The organism is Allosphingosinicella sp. (assembly GCF_036387615.1).
GTDB lineage: Bacteria > Pseudomonadota > Alphaproteobacteria > Sphingomonadales > Sphingomonadaceae > Allosphingosinicella.
Genome location: NZ_DASVTH010000013.1, coordinates 1 through 19591, shown reverse-complemented (window position 1 = coordinate 19591; position 19591 = coordinate 1). Strand labels below are relative to the sequence as shown.

The following is a 19591-nucleotide window of genomic DNA, read 5'->3' as shown; positions in this document are numbered from 1 at the left end:
CTTGACGATCGCCTCGTAGACCTTGGTGCGGCCGATGACGTCGTCCGACTTCACCGTCAGCATCTCCTGCAGCGTGTAGGCGGCGCCGTAGGCCTGGAGCGCCCAGACCTCCATCTCGCCGAACCTCTGCCCGCCGAACTGGGCCTTGCCGCCCAGCGGCTGCTGGGTGACGAGGCTGTACGGTCCGATCGAACGCGCGTGGATCTTGTCGTCGACGAGGTGGTGGAGCTTCAGCATGTAGATGTAGCCCACCGTCACCTTGCGGTCGAACGCCTCGCCGGTGCGGCCGTCGAACAGCGTCACCTGGCCGGACGGATCGAGACCCGCTTTCTCCAGCATCGCCGCCACGTCCGCCTCGCGCGCGCCGTCGAACACCGGCGTGCCCATCGGCACGCCGGCGACCAGGATCGATGCCATTTCCATGATCTCGTCGTCACCGCGCGAATCGATCTCCGCATGGTAATGATCGCCGTAGACGTCCTTCAGTTTCTCGCGGACCTCGCCGATGCTGCTGCCACTCACGCCCTCGGCACGGTGGTGCATGCTTTCGAGCATCTCGCCGATCTGCTTGCCCAGGCCGCGCGCGGCCCAGCCGAGATGCGTCTCGAAGATTTGGCCGACGTTCATGCGTGAAGGCACGCCGAGCGGGTTGAGGACGATGTCGGCGTGCGTTCCGTCTTCAAGGAACGGCATGTCCTCGATCGGCAGGATGCGGCTGATCACGCCCTTGTTGCCGTGACGGCCGGCCATCTTGTCGCCCGGCTGCAGCTTGCGCTTCACCGCGACGAATACCTTGACCATCTTGAGCACCCCCGGGGGCAGCTCGTCGCCGCGCTCGAGCTTCTCGATCCGGTCTTCGAGCCGGCGACGGATCACCGCTTCGGCGTCGTCATACTGGCCCTTGACTGCTTCCAGGTTGGACTGGACGGCATCGTCCTTGACGGCGAACTTCCACCATTCGTGGCGCTCCGCGCTCTCCAGCACGGCCTCGTCAATCACCAGTCCCTTCTTGACGCCCTTGGGCGCCGCGGTGGCGATCTGACCAAGCAGCATCTCGCGAAGGCGGGAATAGGTCGCCCGCTTCAGAATGGTGCGCTCGTCCTCGGCGTCCTTGCGAAGGCGATCCTTCTCCTCGGCCTGGATAGCGCGGGTGCGATCATCGATGTCGATGCCGTGCCGGTTGAACACACGCACCTCAACGATCGTGCCGGACACGCCAGGCGGGAGACGGAGCGAGGTATCACGGACGTCCGAAGCCTTCTCGCCGAAGATGGCGCGGAGAAGCTTCTCTTCCGGCGTCATCGGGCTCTCGCCCTTAGGCGTGATCTTGCCGACCAGGATGTCGCCCGGCTCGACCTCTGCGCCGATGTAGACGATGCCCGCCTCGTCGAGGTTGCGCAGAGCTTCCTCGCCGACGTTCGGGATGTCGCGCGTGATGTCCTCAGGCCCAAGCTTGGTGTCGCGGGCCATCACCTCGAACTCTTCGATGTGGATCGAGGTGAAGACGTCGTCCTTCACGATCCGCTCGGAGATCAGGATCGAGTCCTCATAATTGTACCCGTTCCACGGCATGAACGCGACGAGCACGTTGCGCCCGAGCGCAAGCTCGCCGAACTCGGTGGAGGGGCCGTCGGCGATGACGTCGCCGGCATTCACCACGTCACCCACCTTCACCAGCGGACGCTGGTTGATGCAGGTGTTCTGGTTCGAACGCTGGAACTTCATCAGCGTGTAGATGTCGACGCCCGAAGTGCCGGCATCGACCTCACCGGTCGCGCGGACGACGATGCGGGTCGCGTCGACCTGGTCGACGATGCCGCCGCGGCGGGCCGAGATGGCGGCGCCGGAGTCGCGGGCGACCGTCTCTTCCATGCCGGTGCCGACGAACGGCGCCTCGGCGCGGACCAGCGGCACCGCCTGGCGCTGCATGTTCGAGCCCATCAGCGCGCGGTTGGCGTCGTCATTCTCGAGGAACGGGATCAGCGAGGCCGCGACCGAAACGAGCTGCTTGGGGCTGACGTCCATCAGCGTGATGATGTCGCGCGGTGCCATCAGGAACTCGCCCGCCTGGCGGCTGGAAACGATCTCCTCGCCGAAGCTCTTGTCCTCGAGCAGCTCGGCGTTCGCCTGCGCGATCGTGTGCTTGGCCTCCTCCATCGCGGAGAGATAGACCACGTCATCCGTCACTTTGTGGTCGACGACCTTGCGGTACGGCGTCTCGATGAAGCCGTACTTGTTGACGCGGCTGAAGCTGGCGAGCGAGTTGATCAGGCCGATGTTCGGCCCTTCCGGAGTCTCGATCGGACAGATGCGGCCATAGTGGGTCGGGTGGACGTCGCGGACTTCGAAGCCTGCGCGCTCACGCGTCAGACCGCCGGGGCCCAACGCCGAAACGCGGCGCTTGTGGGTGACTTCGGACAGCGGGTTGGTCTGGTCCATGAACTGCGACAGCTGCGAGGAGCCGAAGAATTCGCGCACCGCGGCTACGGCCGGCTTGGCGTTGATGAGGTCGTTCGGCATCACGGTCGAGACGTCGACCGAGCTCATCCGCTCCTTCACGGCGCGCTCCATGCGGAGCAGGCCGACGCGATACTGGTTCTCGAGCAGCTCGCCGACCGAACGCACGCGGCGGTTGCCGAGATTGTCGATGTCGTCGATCTCGCCCTTGCCGTCCTTGAGGCCGACCAGCGTCTTCACGACCGCGAGGATATCTTCCTTGCGCAGCGTCGTCACAGTGTCCTCGGCATCCAGGTCGAGGCGCATGTTGAGCTTGACGCGTCCGACGGCCGAAAGGTCGTAGCGCTCCGGATCGAAGAACAGGCCGGCGAACAGCGAGTCCGCGGTCTCGCGCGTCGGCGGCTCGCCGGGGCGCATCACACGATAGATGTCGGACAGCGCGGAATCGCGGTCCTCCGACTTGTCCGCCTTGAGCGTGTTGCGCATCCAGGCGCCGGTGTTGATGTGATCGATGTCGAGCAGGTCGATCCGCTCGATGCCGGCGCGGTCGAGCTTCTCGAGATTCTCGGCCGAAACCTCGTCACCGGCCTCGATGTAGATCTCGCCGGTGCTGTCGTTGACCAGGTCGAACGCGGAATAGCGGCCGAAAATCTCCTCGGTCGGAATGACAAGCTGGGTGAGGCCGTCCTTGGCCGCCTTGGTGGCGGCGCGCGGCGTGATCTTCTGGCCGGCCTGGAAGACGACCTCCCCGGTCTCGCCGTTGACGATGTCGAACGCCGGCTTCTGCCCGCGCCAATTCTCAGGCACGTACGGGATCGCCCAGCCGTTGGGTCCGCGCACATAGGTCACGCGATTGTAGAACTCGCTGAGGATCTCCTCCGAGTTCATGTCGAGCGCGTGGAGAAGCGCGGTCACCGGCAGCTTGCGCTTGCGGTCGATGCGGACGTTGACGATGTCCTTGGCGTCGAACTCGAAGTCGAGCCACGAGCCGCGGTACGGGATCACGCGCGCCGCGAAAAGGAACTTGCCCGAAGCGTGGGTCTTCCCGCGATCATGGTCGAACAGAACGCCCGGCGAGCGGTGCATCTGGCTCACGATCACGCGCTCGGTGCCGTTGACGATGAACGTGCCGTTCTTCGTCATGAGCGGCATGTCGCCCATATAGACGTCCTGCTCCTTGATATCGAGCACGGAGCGGGTCTCGGTATCGGGATCCACCTCGAACACGATCAGGCGGAGCGTCACGCGCATCGGCGCCGCATAGGTCATGCCGCGCTGGCGACACTCGTCCGTGTCGTACTTGGGATTCTCGAGCTCGTAATTGACGAAATCGAGTTCGGCCGTGCCGGCGAAATCGCGGATCGGGAAGACGCTGCGCAGCGTCTTCTCCAGGCCCGACACATAGCCGTCCTGCGGCCGCGAGCGCAGGAACTGCTCGTAGCTTTCGCGCTGAACCTCGATCAGGTTCGGCATCTCCGAAACTTCGTGGATGTTGCCGAAGATCTTGCGGATGCGCTTGGACGCGGTCGAACGGGTGTCGCCGGACGCCGAACGGGCCGTGCCGGGCTGGGGAGCGATGGTCGCCATGTAATCTTGTCGCCTCTTAAGTTCGTTCCCAGCCAAGCCGGAGAACATGTCAGGCGCGCCCGGACACGAAAAAGCCGCGAGTCTCCGATAGGGAAACTGCAGCTTCGCACGTCCGAAAACCAAGCCCATCCATGCGTTGGACCCGCTGCGCGACGGCGGTTCCTGTTCCGAGAGGCTGTGGTGAGGGTCGCTATCTAGGCGGCGCAAGGCGGAATGTAAAGCCTGTCAAGTCGTTTTTCGCCCACTCCGCCTCAAACGGACCAGGGTTTCGTCCAGGGCCGACAGGAAGCGGGAGCGATCGGATTTCCCGAACGGCGCAGGCCCGCCGATCCCCTCCCCCGCCCCGGCGCGCAGGTCCGCCATGATCGCGCGGGTGGCGATGGCGGCGCCGATCGAGCTCGCCGTAAACGGCCTGCCGTTGGGCGCGATCACGGCCGCGCCGGCCTTGAGCGCCCGGTCCGCGAGCAGGATGTCGCCGGTGACCACCACCGCTCCGGGGCCCGCCCGTTCCGCGATCCAGTCGTCTGCCTCGTCGAAACCGGACCCGACCGTCACGCGGCCGATCAGCGGGTGCTGAGGCACGCGCAGGTGGCTGTTGCTGACGATCGTGACCGGCACCTCATGACGCAAGGCGACCTTGTAGACCTCCTCCTTCACCGGACAGGCGTCGGCATCGACCAGAATGTGAGGCGGTTCGTTCATCTTAACGCACCGGTGATGAACTCAGGCCCTGAGTTCCGCAAGCGTGCCGGTGGCTACGCCCCCTGCGGGTGCTCGGGCGCGACCACACCCGACGCCCGCCCAGCGCGAGCCTCGCGAATCCATTCGAGCACGCAGAGCACCACCGCGACCACGCCGATAAGCGCAGTGAAGATGAACACGAAATGATAGCCGCGCTGCTCGATCATCTCGCCGAGCGCGCCGCGGCCGAGGGTTCCGACCAGCAGGGTCAGCGAGGCGAGCAATGCATATTGCACGGCGCTGTACCCTTTGGCGACGATTGAGGAGAGCCAGGCGACGTACGCGGCACCAGCAATTCCGATGGCGAGATTCTCGCCGCCAATGGTGATCATCAGCCGAGCCAGCTTCTCCGTGCCGCCGAACTGCTCGACCGCCCAGGTAAAGCCGGTTGCTCTGCTCACTGCCGACATGGTCGCGCCACCCACAGCAAGGTCGGCGTACAACAAGTTGGTCGCTGCCGAGAGCACCGCGCCGAGCGTTAGGGTCAGCATGCGCCCGAACACTACAATCAGCCAGCCGCCGAGCGCCAGCCCGAGGATGATCGCCCCAATGCCGAAGAACTTGGACGCGAAGGCAACCTCGTCATTCGTGTACTTCAGCTCGCCGAGATAGAATGGGTACGCGAACGTGCCCCAGATCGAATCGGCAATGCGATAGGTCAGAACGAGGGCTAGGATCAGTACCAGCGACCAGCCCATACGGCCGACGAACTCGACCAGCGGCAGCACCAGCGCGCGGTAGAAATGATCGGTCACCTGGCCGGCGCGCACGCCTGCGCCGCCTTCGGCCGGTATCACATGCCGTCCCTCTCGCCTCATTTTGACCAGCCAGGCGGCAACGAAGGCGGGCAGAACGATCGTGGCGAGGATGATCAGCGGGCCGTAGGTGGCGGTAAACTCCGTCGGATTGGGACGATCGTCGGGTAGCGCGGTCATGGAGCGTATCATGAACACAAGGACGGTGCCGATCGCCAACGCCCAAAGCAGCCCGACCGCTAGCAGGCCCCAAGTTCGCACCTTGGGCTGCAACTCACCAGGCTGGTAAAGCTGTTCGATCTCCTCGGCCGTAGCGATCACCGCGCCAGTCTTTTCCGGATCGGGCGCGAACAGGCCCGCCGCGCCGATTGCCAGCAGGATCAGCCCTAGCATCACATAGGTCTGCGGCCAGCCGATCCGCGCGGCGATGATCAGGCCAAGCGCGCCGCCGACCAGCGAGGAGAGGCGGAAGCCCATCTGATAGACAGTCGCGAGAATATCGACCGTCGCCTCCTCGTCGGCGATGTCGATCCGCCAGGCATTGATGGCGATATCCTGCGTAGCGCTGGCGAATGCGCCGACGCCCGCCAACAGGCTGAACATGCCGAGCGCGCTCCTCGGATCGAGCAGGCTCATCGTGATGAGGATGATGCCAAGCAGGAGCTGCATCGGCGCGATCCACTGCTTGCGCTTCCCCAACCGGCGCAGGACTGGAATGTCGACTTTGTCCACCAGCGGCGACCATAGGAACTGGAAAGAATAAGCGAGGCCGATCAGCGAGAACACCCCCATCGTCTCGAGATCGACCTGGGCCTCGGTAAACCAGGCGTAGAGCGTGCCCAGAAAGAGCGCAAACGGCAGACCAGAGGCGAAGCCAAACAGCGCCATGAAGCCCGACTTAGGGTTGCGTAGCGAACGCGCCAGCGTGCGCCACCCCGGCTTCTGCGCTGCGGTCGTCGCCACGGTGCCTCTCTCCTACTCGCCTGGCCGCAACCTTCGCGGCCCCTCTCTCTAGCGCGGCTTGGACCAGCGGCTAGTGATTTCGGACGCGCCGGCGGCGACTTGTCTTGTCTTCGGGGCGAGCGCACTGTTGCGCCATGGACATGCTCGCCACGCGGCGCCCCACCTCCGGCCAGCTGGCCCTCGCTCGGATGCTGGCGGAAGGGCAGACTGCGCAAGGCCAGGAAGTCACATCAGTGCGCGCGTCGGTCTACACGGACCCGGCGCGCTTCGAAGCGGAGCGGAGCGGTTTGTTCGGCCGCCTCCCCCAGGTCATCGCGCCGTCCGCCCTGCTCCCGCGCACCGGCATGGTAGTCCCCCACGACGGCTTCGGCCGTCCGCTGCTGCTCACCCGCGACAAGGCCGGCCGGGCGCACGTCTTCTTCAACGTGTGCCGCCATCGCGGGACGAGGTTGCTCGAAGGCGGCGAACCCGTCTGCGCGCCGCGCCTGGTCTGCCCCTACCACGCCTGGAGCTACGGCCTGGACGGCGCGCTTGCCGGCGTGCCGCGATCCGACGCCTTTCCCGGCATCGACAGAAGCGCTTACGGCTTGCGTGAACTGCCGAGCCTCGAGGCGGGCGGCCTGATCTGGTTTGGGCATGGCCGGGACATCGATTTCGCCGACGCCGCGGCGCTCGCGCCCGAATTCGACGCCTTTGGGCTGGCGGGTCATCACCTCTACCGCGCCAACGTCCACGACGTTCCTGCCAACTGGAAGCTGATCATGGATGCCTTCCTGGAAAGCTACCATGTCCAGCGCCTCCATGCCGCCACCATCGGCAGGTTCTTCGCGGACGGCATCACGGCCGCGGACAGCATCGGCCCGCACCAGCGCTCGGCGGTCGGCCGCGAAGACTATCTGTCCCGGGTCGATCCGCGCGACTGGCCGGCGCTGCGCGGCGCGATAACCTTCGCCTATCAGCTTTTCCCCGCGACCGTGCTCGTCGTCAGCCCCGATTATGTGAACCTGATGGTGCTGATGCCACGCGGCGTGGACCGCACCCTCGTTGAGGACTTCATGCTCATCTCCGAGCCGCCGCGCACCCCGGAGGAGGAAGTGCACTGGGAGAAGAGCTGGAACCTGCTCGATGGGGGCACGTTCGGGGCCGAGGACTTCCGCGCCGCTGCACTCGGGCAGGAGGGGCTGGCGTCCGGAGCGCTTGAGCAGCTGACGCTGGGCACGCTGGAGACCGGCATCCGGCACTTTCACGATCAGGTCGAGGCGATGCTCGGCTGACGTCGGTCTGCCAGGCGCTCGAACAACCTAAAAAGGGCTGCTTCGATGACGATCAACAACTTGCAAGAACTCTACGTCCACGAACTTCAGGACAATTACAGCGCCAACGGCCAGATGATCAAAGTGCTCTGCGAGCTGCGCGCGAAGGCCAGCGACGAGCAATTGCAGCAGATGCTCGACAAGTCGGTCGAGAAAATCCGGGAGCATAACGAGCGCATCGCGCAGCTGGTCCGGGCCGAGGGCGAGGACCCGGACGAGGAGCATTGCAAGGGCATGGAAGGCCTGGTCAAGGAAGCGCGCAAGCACGGGATCGAAGAAGATTATGGCGACCCTGCGGTGCAGGACGCCGCGATCATCGCGCAGATGCAGCGCATGACCCATTACGGCATCTGCGGCATCGGCTGCGCCAAGGCATTCGCGCAGGCGCTCGGGAAGGAAGATGCCGTCCGCGAACTCGGCCGCGATCTCAGCGATATCTATTCGGGCGACACCTATCTCACCCGCATCGCCGAATCGAAGGTCAACGAAGACGCCGCAGCCTAATCGAAACGCCCCCAGTGCCGGCGGAACGCTCCGCCGGCACTCAAGGCTTGGCCGATCAATCCCGATCGTTGCTGCTACCGACCGGGCTCACGCCGCCCGGCGGTCGACCGGTTCCGGTTCCACCCTGCGCACGAACGCCACCCATTCCGCCCGGGTCGCCGCCGCTGGGGCCGCCGGCGCCCGCGGCGTTCAGTGCCGAAGCATCGCTCCGCTCGCTCCGATCCGCCCCGAGATCGCCCGTCGCGCCGCCCGCACCGGTGAGGCCGGTGCCGCGTCCCGCGCCGCCGCCGAGCCGGTTGGCGAGGTCGTCGCCCTGCCCTTCGCCCTCGCGGCTCTCGCCTTCGCCCGCGCCGGCGGGGCTATCCGGGCCGGTGACGTCACCACGTTCATTGTAGGTGCCCGATGCCAGCGAGCCGTTGCCGGCCGGGCCCGTCTCCGCGCCTCCTCCGGATTCGCCCATCGGCCCGGGACGCGCGCTTTGTATGCCGATTGCATCCATGTCGGCGCTGGCCGCACCGCCCGCCTGCCCGCCCGGCCGCGCCGGATTGTCGCCTCCCGGCTGTCCGCTCGATGCCTGGGCGCGATCGCCGTCCGTCATCGCCGAAGCTCCGGTGGTGCCGCCGTCAAGGTCGCTGCCGCCGGGTCCGCCGCGCACCCGCGGCTCGGGCGCGGTGCCACCGGCTTGCTCGAAGCCGGAGTCGTTCAGGCCGTCTTTCTGCTGGGTCATTCTCATCTCCCGTGAAACAGGTCGGGAGGGCAACGCAGGCCCCCTCGCCCCGTTTCCACCCTGATGAAAAAGCCGGCCCTATGCGGCCCAATGTTCGTTACGCGGCGCGGCGGCTGGTCTCCGCCAGCCAGGCCCGCGCCTGGCGCTGTGCTTCGGCGATCTCGCGCGCGCTCATCTCATCAGCGATTTCGGCCCGGCAATCCTGGGCCAAGCTGCTGCCGTTCAGCGCCGCCAGATTGAACCACTTGTGCGCCTCGACCAGGTCGATCGGCGTCCCGCATGTGCCCGTCGAGTAAGCCACGCCAAGCTCGTAAAGCGCCTCCGCGTCCCCGCCAGCCGCTTCCGCGATCCACTGCTCCATGAGGAAACTCGCCGATTTCAGACCATTCGCCATTTCAGTTGCCCCTCTTTTCTGTGGAGGCATCTTTCGCGCGGACTTCGCAAAAGAATGGTTAACGGCTCGGCGAGGATTTTCGCGGGATGTTCAAGCCGGTTCGACCGCGATGTTGTCGATGAGCCGCGTGCCGCCGAGCTTGGCCGCAACCAGCAGCCGCCCGGGTCGGTCGAGGGCCTCGAGCGGCTGCAACGTCGCCGGGTCGCAGAAAGCAAGATAGTCGATGTCGAAGCCGTCCTTCGAGAGCGCCGCCCTTCCTTCCGCCAACGCTGCCTCGACTGCCGTTCCCCCGCGCATCGCTAGGGCCGCCTCGACCAACGCTCGCGGTAGCGCCCGCGCGGCAAGCCGCTGCCCGGTCGAGAGATACGCGTTGCGCGATGACAGCGCGAGCCCGTCGGCGTCGCGCTGGGTCGGCACCGCCACGATTTCGACCGGAAGGTCCAGGTCGCGAACCATCGCGCGGATCACCGCCAACTGCTGAAAGTCCTTCTCCCCGAACAGCGCGAGATTGGGCTGGACCTGGTTCAGCAGCTTCGCGACCACCGTCGCGACGCCGTCGAAATGGCCGGGCCGCGATGCGCCTTCAAGCGGTTGGCTCACGCCCGCCACCCGGATGCGTGTGGCATGGCCATCCGGATACATGGCGACGACGTCCGGCGCCCACAGCAGGTCGCAGCCTCCTTCCTCCAGCATCGCTGCGTCCTCAGCCTCCCGGCGCGGATAGCGGGACAGGTCCTCGTTCGGCCCGAACTGCGCCGGATTGACGAAGATCGAGGCGACCACGCGGCGGGCCCGCTCCTTCCCCTCCGCGACAAGGGCCATGTGCCCGGCGTGGAGGGCCCCCATGGTCGGCACCAGCGCGATCGTTTCTCCCGCTCCGCGAATCGCTTGAACGGCTCGCCTGAGCGCGTTGATCTCACGGATGATTTGCACGGGCGTAGCGGCTCCGATAGAAGGTTAACGTGTTGAGTAACCGGCGCGGACCTTTGGGGGGACGCGCCCTGTGTAACAAGGGGGCTTTGCGTTGAGCATCGGGGGATCCAGGCCGCATTTCATCGTTTTCGCGAACGAAAAAGGGGGAACGGGCAAGTCCACCACCGCCGTCCACAGCGCGGTCGCGCTGGCGGCGGCGGGACGCCGGGTCGCCGCGATCGACCTCGATACGCGCCAGCGCACGCTCGGCCGCTACCTCGACAACCGGCTGGCGACGATCCGCCGGACGCAGACAGAATTGCCGATGCCGGTCCACGAGACCTTCGATCCGGCCAAGAACGACGACCTGAACGCACAGCTTGACCGGCTTGCGGCCGATGCCGAAGTGGTCGTGGTCGACACGCCGGGCCGCGACGATCCTTATGCGCGCCAGGCGATGCAGCGCGCGGACACGCTCGTGACGCCGATCAACGACAGCTTCGTAGATCTCGACCTGATCGGCGAGGTTGACGCCGAGACCTACAAGGTCCGCCGCCCCAGCTTCTATGCCGAACTGGTCTGGAAGAGCCGGCAGCAGCGGGCCAAGACGACGGGGCGTACCGTCGATTGGGTGCTGCTGCGCAACCGCCTCCAGCATATCGAGGCGAAAAATATGCGCCGCGTCGGCAATGCGCTGGACGAGCTTGCGAAGCGCGTCGGCTTCCGGGTCATCCCGGGCCTTGGCGAGCGCGTCATCTACCGCGAGCTGTTCCCGTCGGGCCTGACCCTGCTCGATCTCCAGCAGCTCGGCAATGTCGGCCTCAGTCACATCGCCGCGCGCCAGGAGCTGCGCGAGATGATCGCAGCCTTCAGCATTCCCGAAGATGGCGTCGAAGCGATGCCGCAGCGGGCCGTCGCCGCGGGCTGATGCCGGCCGTTTTCTTCCTGGCCGCGATCGCCGGGCTCGGCTGGGCCTGGTGGACCGGACGCCTGCGCGGCCTCACCTATGAAGACGGCATCGCCGCCGCCTTGTTCCTGCTCGGGCTGCGGCTGCTCACGACCGGCAAGGTGCTCCCCGGGGCCGCGCTCCTCTCCGGCGCCCTGCTCTGGGCGGCCTGGCGTCGAGCCCGGTCGAAGCCTCGGGCTATGTCCGCCGACGACGCCCGCCGCCTGCTCGGGGTCACCGAGAATGCGAGCTTGGCCGAAATCCGCGACGCGCATCGCCGCTTGATCACGCGCGTCCACCCGGACAAGGGGGGATCGGCCGAGCTGGCCAACCGCGTCAACGTAGCGCGGGACACGCTTGTCGCCGAAATGAACCGCAGGGCGCCCCGCGTGTCCTGATCCACAGGACCACAGGGAGCCCCGAATGCCGCACAGTTTCAATCCGACCTCGCTACGCGAATACGACATCCGCGGGGTCTTTGGGGAGACGCTGGGTGTGGCGGATGCCTATGCGGTCGGGCGTACCTTCGCGACCCTGGTGCGGCGCGCCGGCGGCACCCGTGTCGCGGTCGGGCGTGACGGTCGGATCAGCTCGCCCGCGCTCGAGGCCGAGCTGGTGCGCGGCCTCATCGAAAGCGGCGTCGACGTGGTCAGGATCGGTCTCGGGCCGACGCCGATGCTCTATTTCTCCGAGGCCGAGCTGGAAGTTGATGCCGGAATCCAGATTACCGGCAGCCACAATCCGGGTAATTACAACGGCTTCAAGATGGTTCTTATGAACAAGCCCTTCTTTGGCCAGGACATTCAGACGCTGGGCCGCATGGCAGCGGAAGGCGACTGGGAAGAGGGTCAGGGAACCGCCACGGACGCAGACGTGATGGACATGTACGTCGATCGCCTGCTGCAGGATTTTGACGGCGGTGCTTTCCGGATCGGCTGGGACGCCGGCAACGGCGCGGCCGGTCCGATCCTGGAGCGGCTGGTCCCCCGCCTGCCGGGAGAGCACCACCTCCTGTACACGGAGGTGGACGGCACCTTTCCCAATCACCATCCCGATCCGACCGTCGAGGCCAATCTCGAGGACCTGAAGCGCCTCGTCGCCGACAAGGGGCTCGACTTCGGCGTGGCCTTCGACGGCGATGCCGACCGGATCGGCGCGATCGACGGCGAGGGCCGGGTCATCTGGGGGGATCAGCTCCTCTCGATCCTCGCCGAGCCGGTGCTGAAGGCGCATCCCGGCGGCACCATCATCGCCGACGTGAAAGCCAGCCAGGCGCTGTTCGACCGCATCGCCGAACTCGGCGGCGAACCGGTGATGTGGAAGACTGGTCATTCCCTGATCAAATCAAAGATGAAGGAGACTGGCGCGCCGCTCGCCGGCGAGATGAGCGGCCACATCTTCTTCGCCCACCAATGGTATGGCTTCGACGACGCCATCTACGCCGCGATCCGCCTGATCCGGGCGGTGACGGAGCTTGGCGGCTCCCTGACCGCGCTCCGCTCGGCCATGCCGGACATGATCAACACGCCGGAAATGCGCTTCCAGGTCGACGAGAGCCGCAAATTCCCGGTGGTGGAGGAAGTGCTCGGCCGCCTCGAAGCAAGCGGCGCTGCCGTCGACCGTACCGACGGCGCGCGGGTCAACACGCCCGACGGCTGGTGGCTGCTGCGCGCGTCCAATACGCAGGACGTGCTTGTCGCCCGTGCCGAGGCCACGACCGCTGACGGCCTCGACCGACTGGTCGGGCAGATCGACGAGCAGCTCCGCGCGTCGGGCCTTCAGCGCGGTCCCCAGGTCGCGCATTGAGGCTGCCGCCGCTCAACCTGGACGCGCTTGCCTATTGCGTCCTCTGGGCCGGGCTGGCCGTCCTCGGATGGCGAGTCGGCGGGCTGAAGAGCGGCTTGCTCCTGTCGGTCGGCCTGTTCCTGATCGTCATGCCCACGAGCGCCTTGATCCTGACCCGAACCGGCAGCTTCTCAGCCGAGCGCACGCTGCGCTGGGGGCTGCTGGCGGGAGCCGCGCTACTGCTCGCCTCTTATGCCGATGTTGCCAGCTAGCCTCTTAAAGCCTGTCTGAACGCGCTATTTCGCTTCGAGGTACATCGAAAGGGGTTCTCGTAAGCCACTGATTTATCGGGCTTGCTCCTTGCGGATGTTGCCGAAAGTGCCGCGCAAGCAGGATTCTTGATTTCAATGAGCCTCCCCAGGCGAGCGGAAGTCCGCCGGGCTTCCGGGTATGTCCCATGGCAGCCGCTGTAGGACAGCAGGTTCAGCGGCCCCGCGCCGTGAAGTGGGGATTGGCGAAGCCTTGCTCCGCCTTGCCGTAGCGGAGCGGGCCGGCCTCAGAGCCGTCTTCGGCGAGTGCGAAGACGCGGCCCCCGGCAGCCTCCAAAATCGCGTGGCCGGCGCCGGTGTCCCATTCCATGGTTCGGCCGTAGCGGGGATAAAGGTCGGCTGAACCCTCGGCCAGCAGGCAGAATTTCAGCGAGGAACTCGAAGGCAAAAAGGCTGCGACCGGAAGATGTGCGATGCGCGCGCTTGTCGCCTCCGCCTCGCTCCGGCTTGCGATCACCGTCAGTCCGGCGGCTGGCGGCTCGCGCGTCCGGATCGTTTCAGCGGGCGCTCCCTCCAGGTTTCGGAACGCCCCGGCCCCGCGCTCGCCCGTATAAAGCGCGCGGCTGTCCGGTGCATAGATGACGCCCGCGACCGGGTCACCGTGATCGATCAAGGCGATGTTGACCGTGAACTCGCCATTCCGCTCGACGAACCCTCGGGTGCCGTCGAGCGGGTCGACCAGGAAGAACCGGGTTCCCAGATCAGGGATGGAGCCGGCGCAAGCGGCCTCCTCCGCCAGCACCGGAACGTTCGGACATGCGTCGTGCAGGCGGCGCAGGATGATCGCCTCGGCAGCGCGATCGGCCTCGGTGACAGGCGAGCCATCCGGTTTCCACTCGGTCGCGCAGCCCGCGCCGTAGATGCGCTCGATCTCGGCGCCAGCCTTCAGGGCGGCGTCGATCATCACTTCCAGGAGCGGACTCACCCGAGCCGCTCGGCGTGCCAGCGGAGGTGGTCGGCCATGAAGGTCGAGATGAAATAGTAGCTGTGGTCATAGCCTTGCTGCATCCGGAGCGTCAGCGGGATTCCGGCCTCGGAGCAAGCATTGGCGAGCAGCTCCGGTCTCAGCTCCCGTTCGAGGAAGTCATCCGAAGTGCCCTGATCAACGAGGATTTCTGGAACTCTCGCTCCATCCTCGATCAGCGCGACCGCGTCGTGGCGGCGCCACCCCGAGGGATCCGGTCCAAGGTAGCGGCTCAGCGCCTTCTGTCCCCATGGAACCTGTGAGGGCGCAACGATGGGAGCGAACGCGGAGACACTGCGATACCGGTCGGGTTCGCGAAGCGCGAGCGTCAGCGCGCCGTGGCCGCCCATCGAATGACCTGTGACGCCCTGGCGGCTCAGGTCGGCGGGGAACGTATGCTCGATGACCGCGGGAAGTTCTGAGCTCAAGTAGCTGTCCATGCGGTAATCTCGTGCAAACGGCTCCTCGGTCGCATCAAGGTAGAAGCCCGCGCCCTGGCCAAAATCGTAAGCGGGATCGTCCGGTACATCCGGCCCGCGCGGGCTCGTGTCCGGCGCGACGAAGATCAGGCCGAGCTCTGCGCAGGCGCGGCGATATTCGCCCTTCTCGGTTACATTGGCATGCGTGCAGGTCAGGCCCGACAGATACCAGATGACCGGGCAGAGCGCGCCTTCGTCGGCCTGCGGCGGCACGAAGACGGAGAAGGTCATGTCGGTGCCGGTCGCGTCGCTCCGGTGCTTCACCACATGCTGCGTTCCGCCGTGCGAGCGGGTGACGGAAAGCGTGTCCAATCTCACCTCCTCCGGTGCCGCTCCGCTGCGATGGGCATGCGTTGCTCAGGCCGCGGCGAACACTGGACGCCCGACATCGCCCCGCCCCACGGTCCGGCCGGCCATGTCGAGCATGCGATCGAGCGATTTCTTCGCGCCGAGCCGCAGCTCCTCATCCATCTCGATCCGCGGCTGGAGATCCCGCAGCGCGACGTAGAGCTTCTCGACATTGTTGAGCGCCATGTACGGGCACATGTTGCAGTTGCAGTTCCCGTCCGCGCCGGGCGCGCCGATGAAGGTCTTGCCGGGCGCCGCTTTCTCCATCTGGTGGATGATGTGCGGCTCGGTCGCGACGATGATCGTCTGGGAGGGCGAGCTTAAGGCGTAGTCGAGGATCGCCTTGGTCGATCCGACATGATCCGCATGTTCCAGGATCTGCGGCGGGCATTCAGGGTGGGCCAGCACCGGCGCGCCGGGATGCCGGGCGCGCAGCTTCAGCAGCTCGGTCTCGGAGAACGCCTCGTGGACAATGCAAACGCCCGGCCAGAGCAGCATGTCGCGCCCGAACTTGCGGTTCAGCCAGCCGCCCAGATTCTTGTCGGGGCCGAAGATGATCGGCTGGTCCTTCGGGATCTGCGACAGGATCGTCTCGGCGGACGAACTCGTCACGATGATGTCGCTGAGCGCCTTCACCTCGGTGGAGCAGTTGATGTAGGTGAGCGCGATATGATCCGGGTGCCGGGCCCGGAACGCCGCGAACTGATCGGGCGGACAGCTGTCCTCGAGGCTGCAGCCGGCGTCCATGTCGGGCAGCACCACGATCTTGTCGGGGCTGAGGATCTTGGCAGTCTCGGCCATGAAGCGGACGCCGCAAAAGGCGATCACTTCGGCGTCGGTCGCGGCTGCCTTGCGGCTGAGATCAAGGCTGTCGCCGATGAAATCAGCCAAATCCTGCAGCTCGGGCGCCTGGTAATAATGGGCAAGGATGATCGCGTTGCGCTCGCGGCGGAGGCGATCGATCTCAGCGTGAAGGTCGAGCCCGCGAAGGCTCCCCGTGATAGCGTTCATGAATGCAAACTCCCCTGGTCGCGCTCACGTGCCGCTGCCCCGGGGCGTGTCCGCGGGACGGGTCCAGGTGCCTCCAATCGCGAGGTATCACCAGCGGGCCACGACCCTATGTGGCAGTTTCGTGTCGGTTTTTCAACTGGGATCGCAGCTGCCAGCGCTCGTCGTCGCGCTCCGCAATCCCGCGTCGTTCCAGATCGATGAGGTGGGCCAGTACTGACCGGGCGGCGGCTGGGTGGAGGCGCGGATCGACGCCGCGATACATGACCGCCACCATGTCGAACACGCCGCGCGCGCCATCGGCAAGCCGAGCAAGAATCTGGGCTTCGCGCTGGCGGCGATGCAGGATCATGCCGCGAACCAGCTTGTGCGGCGCCTCGACCGGGTCGCCATGGGCCGGGAGGTAACGCTTGTCAGGACGGCCGAGCAGCTTCTCCAGGCTGGCGACGTAAGCGCCCATGTCACCGTCCGGCGGCGAGACGATGCTGGTCGACCATCCCATCACATGATCGCCGCTGAAGAAGACGCCGGTCCCGGCCAGCGCGAAGCAGAGATGGTTCGAGGTGTGACCGGGGGTGGCGACCGCCTCGAGCGCCCAGCCCTCTCCTTCCAGCCGCTCGCCATCTGCGAGGACCCGGTCCGGGCGATAATCGGCGTCGAAGCTCTCGTCCGCCTCGCCCTCCCCGGCCGGCGCGAGCGGAGCGCAACCGATGATCGGCGCACCCGTGGCGGTCTGGAGCGCGCGCGCGGCCGGACTATGATCGCGGTGCGTGTGAGTACAGACGATCGCATCAATCCGCTCGCCGGCGGTCGCGGCGAGCAGCACCTCGATATGCGAGGCCAGTTCAGGCCCCGGATCGATCACCGCGACGGCGCCGCTGCCGACGATATGGCTCTGGGTGCCGGTGTAGGTGAAGGGAGACGGGTTGGGCGCGAGGATGCGGCGGATCAGCGGGTCGATCGTGATCACCTGGCCTGTGGGCGCGTCCGGCATGGCCGCGCCTGTGACAGGTGAGCGCCGCCGAGCCAAGCATCCTCCCGCCCGCAACCAGGCGAGAGGACACCGACTTCCTTACTTCGCGCCGCTTCTGACCCGCTCGATCTCCTGCCGGAGCGCTTCGACCACCTTGGCGCGGCGCTCGGGGGTGAGATCGCCGCTGCTGCCGACGTCCGACTGCGCCCTTTCCAGAGCCGCAAGCAGCTTCTCACGGGTCTCCGGGCTCGCCGCCTGCCCGTTCTTGGAGCAGACGATGATGCGAGTGCGGTGTTCGTTCTTGGCATCGCCGGTTCTGACATCGCTTTCCAGCCGCTGCGCCTCGGGGCAATTTCCGACGAGCTCCTTGATTTCGCCCGGCAGCTCACGCTTGCCGTCCTTTCCGATCTCGCGGATAAAGATGCGGCGCTCGGACTTGGGCTCGGCAGCCTCTTGCGCCAGTGTTGGCGCGGCTAGGCACAGGCCGGTGGCGAAGGTGCCGGCGACGATCAGTCCCCCGGCCAGGCTGCGCAGGCGGGTGCTTCGATGCGATGTCATCATCTTCAATCTCCGTTTGAGTTGATCGGCGGTGTTGAGGGGGCAGGCCGCAATCAGGCCAGGTCTGCTCGCCGACTTCACCAGCGCCGTCCCGTAGGCGAGGCGCTTGTCGTCGGCCTGCTCGCGCAGCACGACCGCGTCGCAGGCGAGTTCCTGGTCGGCGCGGAAAGCGCGAAAGGCGATCCAGGCGAGCGGGTTGAACCAGTTGGCGGCGAGCAGAGCAAGCGCGAGCAGGTTCCACCACAGATCGCCGCGGCGGTGGTGGATCCACTCATGGTGCAGCGCGAGCTGCTGCTCGACGGGGCCGTAGCGGGCGAGAAAGTCGAACGGCACCAGGATGCGCGGACGGAGAAGCCCGATCGCGACGGGACCATCGACGCCGCGGCTTTCGACGATCGGCAGCCCAGCGAACTCGGTCGGATAGCTGGCTCGGGTCTCCGCCTCAACGTGACGGTGGAATGCGGAGTAGCGGGCAGCTTGCCAGAGGAAGAACGCCGCCGTGCCGCCGGCCCACAACAGCGTCAGGACCGGTGCCCATGAAACCAGGCTGCCCGTGGGAGTCAGTGATGCGCTTGCCGCTGCCGTCCCGCCAATCGTCACTACCAGCGGCGGGAGCGCATCGGCGAGCGCTGGGCTGAGCAATTCGATTGGCGGCGTGACGAGCCGCAGCACGGGCAGCAGCCACAGCGCATAAGCCCAGCCCGCCCCGCAGCAGGTCGCGACGGGTCGGCGCAATGCGAGCACCAGCAAGGTGAGAGCGCTCATCGCGATCAGGGTCTCGGCCGCCCAGGCGATCATGATTTCAGCGCCTTCAGAAGCGCCTCGATTTCGGCGATGTCGGCTGGGCTGAGCCGCTTCTGCTCGGCGAGGTGGGCGACCAAGGGCGTGACGCGGCCACCGAACATCCGGTCGAGGAGGCGGACCGATTCGCGCGCCACGAAGGCCTCGCGGCTGACCGCCGGCCGGTAGAGGTAGCGCCGCCCCTCCTCATGGTGAGCGATCGCGCCCTTCGCGAGCAGCCGGGAAAGCATGGTCTTGACCGTGCGGTCGCTCCAGCGACGGGCCGGATCGACCCGGCTCGCCACCTCAGCGGCGCCGAGCGGCGACTCGGCCCAGAGCACTTCCATCACTTCGTGCTCGGCTTCGGAAATACGCTCGCTCATCGGTGCCTTCGATTACAGATGTAGTCAGGTGTGATTACATCTGTAGTCTGACCCCTGAACGCCAGGTGAACGGCCTTGCCTCGGTGCTGTGTCGGGCGGCTTTACAGCCCGCTCGATGTTTACCTTTGCTTCACCACTGCGTTCCGCCGGAATCGGCCGTTCACGCGGATTGGCACGGGCCGTGTATCCTTCAGAGGGTCCACACGGTTCCACAGCCGAGAGGGGCGGACCGGGCGCTTTTTCCGGTCGCGCTGTCCGCCCCTCCTCCTTTTCAGCTCTGTCCGCTTCCAGGCTCGGCCATGCCGCGGTGCATCTCGGCCGATCCGCCGCCGCCGATCAGCTTGGCGCCCGCGACCTGAAGCTTGTTCTTGAGGCCGTAGACCACGCTGCGCTCGCCCTTCATCATCGCCTCGTAGCCGGTCTTCGCGACATCGGCGGCATCGTCCTTCTTGGACGAGCCGATCTTGGTGTCGTCCATCTCCGCGCGGTGGAAGAACTCGGTCTCGGTCGCCCCCGGCTTCAGGCAAGTCACCGTAACCTCCGTCTCCTTGAACTCGTTGCCGAGCGCATCGGAGAAGCTGTCGATGAAAGCCTTGGAGCCGTTATAGACTGCCTGGAACGCCCCGGCGATCTGGCCGGCGATCGAGCCGGTGATGAGGATGCGCCCCTGGTTGCGGGCGACCAT

At 66.3% G+C, this 19591-nt stretch carries 19 protein-coding genes; 6 read left to right on the top strand and 13 right to left on the bottom strand.

What is annotated here, in order from left to right:
- From rpoB to VF631_RS01985, 3 genes are all read right to left on the bottom strand, one after another.
- The coding region (rpoB, locus tag VF631_RS01995) for a DNA-directed RNA polymerase subunit beta (protein WP_431848592.1) at positions 1–4044 on the bottom strand (4044 nt) is incomplete at its 3' end.
- A gap of 225 nt (positions 4045–4269) precedes the next feature.
- Positions 4270–4746 (bottom strand): YaiI/YqxD family protein, encoded by a 477-nt coding sequence (locus tag VF631_RS01990; protein WP_431848591.1) that lies wholly within the window; start codon positions 4744–4746, stop codon positions 4270–4272.
- 53 nt (positions 4747–4799) lie between these two features.
- Positions 4800–6503 carry an AmpG family muropeptide MFS transporter gene (locus tag VF631_RS01985; protein WP_431848590.1) on the bottom strand — a complete coding sequence of 568 codons (1704 nt, stop codon included), beginning with the start codon at positions 6501–6503 and terminating at the stop codon, positions 4800–4802.
- A gap of 134 nt (positions 6504–6637) precedes the next feature.
- Between VF631_RS01985 and VF631_RS01980 the strand changes: the two genes are divergently transcribed.
- Together VF631_RS01980 and VF631_RS01975 are read left to right on the top strand one after the other, a co-directional pair.
- Positions 6638–7777 (top strand): aromatic ring-hydroxylating oxygenase subunit alpha, encoded by a 1140-nt coding sequence (locus VF631_RS01980; RefSeq protein WP_431848589.1) that lies wholly within the window; start codon positions 6638–6640, stop codon positions 7775–7777.
- 45 nt (positions 7778–7822) lie between these two features.
- Positions 7823–8320 carry a ferritin-like domain-containing protein gene (locus tag VF631_RS01975; RefSeq protein ID WP_431848588.1) on the top strand — a complete coding sequence of 166 codons (498 nt, stop codon included), beginning with the start codon at positions 7823–7825 and terminating at the stop codon, positions 8318–8320.
- 55 nt (positions 8321–8375) lie between these two features.
- Here the strand turns inward: VF631_RS01975 and VF631_RS01970 are convergent, their stop codons facing one another.
- The 3 genes from VF631_RS01970 to panC form a co-directional block, all read right to left on the bottom strand.
- Positions 8376–9047: a hypothetical protein gene (locus VF631_RS01970; RefSeq protein WP_431848587.1), complete on the bottom strand. Its 672-nt coding sequence runs from the start codon at positions 9045–9047 to the stop codon at positions 8376–8378.
- 97 nt (positions 9048–9144) lie between these two features.
- Complete coding sequence (locus VF631_RS01965; RefSeq protein WP_431848586.1) at positions 9145–9441, bottom strand: SEL1-like repeat protein; 297 nt, start codon at positions 9439–9441, stop codon at positions 9145–9147.
- A 90-nt stretch (positions 9442–9531) separates the two neighbouring features.
- Positions 9532–10374, bottom strand: coding sequence for a pantoate--beta-alanine ligase (panC, locus tag VF631_RS01960; protein ID WP_431848585.1), 843 nt, complete (start codon positions 10372–10374; stop codon positions 9532–9534).
- Positions 10375–10465: 91 nt separating this feature from the next.
- Here panC and VF631_RS01955 point away from each other — a divergent pair, with 91 nt between their 5' ends.
- From VF631_RS01955 to VF631_RS01940, 4 genes are read left to right on the top strand one after another with little or no spacing between them, the layout of a single operon-like run.
- The gene (locus tag VF631_RS01955; protein WP_431848584.1) at positions 10466–11281 is read left to right on the top strand and encodes a division plane positioning ATPase MipZ; all 816 of its coding nucleotides are present in this window, start codon (positions 10466–10468) and stop codon (positions 11279–11281) included.
- A complete protein-coding gene (locus VF631_RS01950) occupies positions 11281–11697 on the top strand; it encodes a J domain-containing protein (protein ID WP_431848583.1) in 417 nt (138 codons plus the stop codon). The genes VF631_RS01955 and VF631_RS01950 overlap by 1 nt, the downstream gene beginning before the upstream one ends.
- Before the next feature lie 25 nt (positions 11698–11722).
- Entirely contained in the window at positions 11723–13105 is a 1383-nt protein-coding gene (gene pgmG, locus VF631_RS01945; protein WP_431848582.1) for a phosphoglucomutase/phosphomannomutase PgmG, read from the top strand.
- Complete coding sequence (locus tag VF631_RS01940; protein WP_431848581.1) at positions 13102–13356, top strand: hypothetical protein; 255 nt, start codon at positions 13102–13104, stop codon at positions 13354–13356. The genes pgmG and VF631_RS01940 overlap by 4 nt, the downstream gene beginning before the upstream one ends.
- A gap of 211 nt (positions 13357–13567) precedes the next feature.
- Here VF631_RS01940 and cysQ read toward each other — a convergent pair whose 3' ends face one another.
- The 7 genes from cysQ to VF631_RS01905 form a co-directional block, all read right to left on the bottom strand.
- Positions 13568–14338: a 3'(2'),5'-bisphosphate nucleotidase CysQ gene (gene cysQ, locus VF631_RS01935; protein ID WP_431848580.1), complete on the bottom strand. Its 771-nt coding sequence runs from the start codon at positions 14336–14338 to the stop codon at positions 13568–13570.
- Positions 14335–15174: an S-formylglutathione hydrolase gene (gene fghA / locus VF631_RS01930; protein WP_431848579.1), complete on the bottom strand. Its 840-nt coding sequence runs from the start codon at positions 15172–15174 to the stop codon at positions 14335–14337. Before fghA ends, cysQ begins: the two co-directional genes overlap by 4 nt.
- A 39-nt stretch (positions 15175–15213) precedes the next feature.
- Positions 15214–16215, bottom strand: a complete 1002-nt coding sequence (gene nadA / locus VF631_RS01925) for a quinolinate synthase NadA (RefSeq protein ID WP_431848578.1) — start codon at positions 16213–16215, stop codon at positions 15214–15216.
- A gap of 106 nt (positions 16216–16321) precedes the next feature.
- Positions 16322–17206, bottom strand: a complete 885-nt coding sequence (locus VF631_RS01920) for an MBL fold metallo-hydrolase (protein WP_431848577.1) — start codon at positions 17204–17206, stop codon at positions 16322–16324.
- A 78-nt stretch (positions 17207–17284) separates the two neighbouring features.
- On the bottom strand, positions 17285–18541 hold the full coding sequence (locus tag VF631_RS01915) for a M56 family metallopeptidase (protein WP_431848576.1): 1257 nt from the start codon (positions 18539–18541) through the stop codon (positions 17285–17287).
- Complete coding sequence (locus VF631_RS01910) at positions 18538–18906, bottom strand: BlaI/MecI/CopY family transcriptional regulator (RefSeq protein WP_431848575.1); 369 nt, start codon at positions 18904–18906, stop codon at positions 18538–18540. Before VF631_RS01910 ends, VF631_RS01915 begins: the two co-directional genes overlap by 4 nt.
- Before the next feature lie 271 nt (positions 18907–19177).
- On the bottom strand, positions 19178–19591 hold a 414-nt coding region (locus tag VF631_RS01905; RefSeq protein ID WP_431848574.1), incomplete at its 5' end, for an SDR family NAD(P)-dependent oxidoreductase.

Bases quoted from the DNA above. Each gene is read 5' to 3' on its own strand.
- VF631_RS01990 (WP_431848591.1), bottom strand. From the start codon at position 4,746: ATGAACGAACCGCCTCACATTCTGGTCGATGCCGACGCCTGTCCGGTG.
- VF631_RS01980 (WP_431848589.1), top strand. From the start codon at position 6,638: ATGGACATGCTCGCCACGCGGCGCCCCACCTCCGGCCAGCTGGCCCTC.
- VF631_RS01975 (WP_431848588.1), top strand. From the start codon at position 7,823: ATGACGATCAACAACTTGCAAGAACTCTACGTCCACGAACTTCAGGAC.
- VF631_RS01970 (WP_431848587.1), bottom strand. From the start codon at position 9,047: ATGACCCAGCAGAAAGACGGCCTGAACGACTCCGGCTTCGAGCAAGCC.
- VF631_RS01965 (WP_431848586.1), bottom strand. From the start codon at position 9,441: ATGGCGAATGGTCTGAAATCGGCGAGTTTCCTCATGGAGCAGTGGATC.
- VF631_RS01950 (WP_431848583.1), top strand. From the start codon at position 11,281: ATGCCGGCCGTTTTCTTCCTGGCCGCGATCGCCGGGCTCGGCTGGGCC.
- pgmG (WP_431848582.1), top strand. From the start codon at position 11,723: ATGCCGCACAGTTTCAATCCGACCTCGCTACGCGAATACGACATCCGC.
- nadA (WP_431848578.1), bottom strand. From the start codon at position 16,215: ATGAACGCTATCACGGGGAGCCTTCGCGGGCTCGACCTTCACGCTGAG.
- VF631_RS01920 (WP_431848577.1), bottom strand. From the start codon at position 17,206: ATGCCGGACGCGCCCACAGGCCAGGTGATCACGATCGACCCGCTGATC.
- VF631_RS01915 (WP_431848576.1), bottom strand. From the start codon at position 18,541: ATGATCGCCTGGGCGGCCGAGACCCTGATCGCGATGAGCGCTCTCACC.
- VF631_RS01910 (WP_431848575.1), bottom strand. From the start codon at position 18,906: ATGAGCGAGCGTATTTCCGAAGCCGAGCACGAAGTGATGGAAGTGCTC.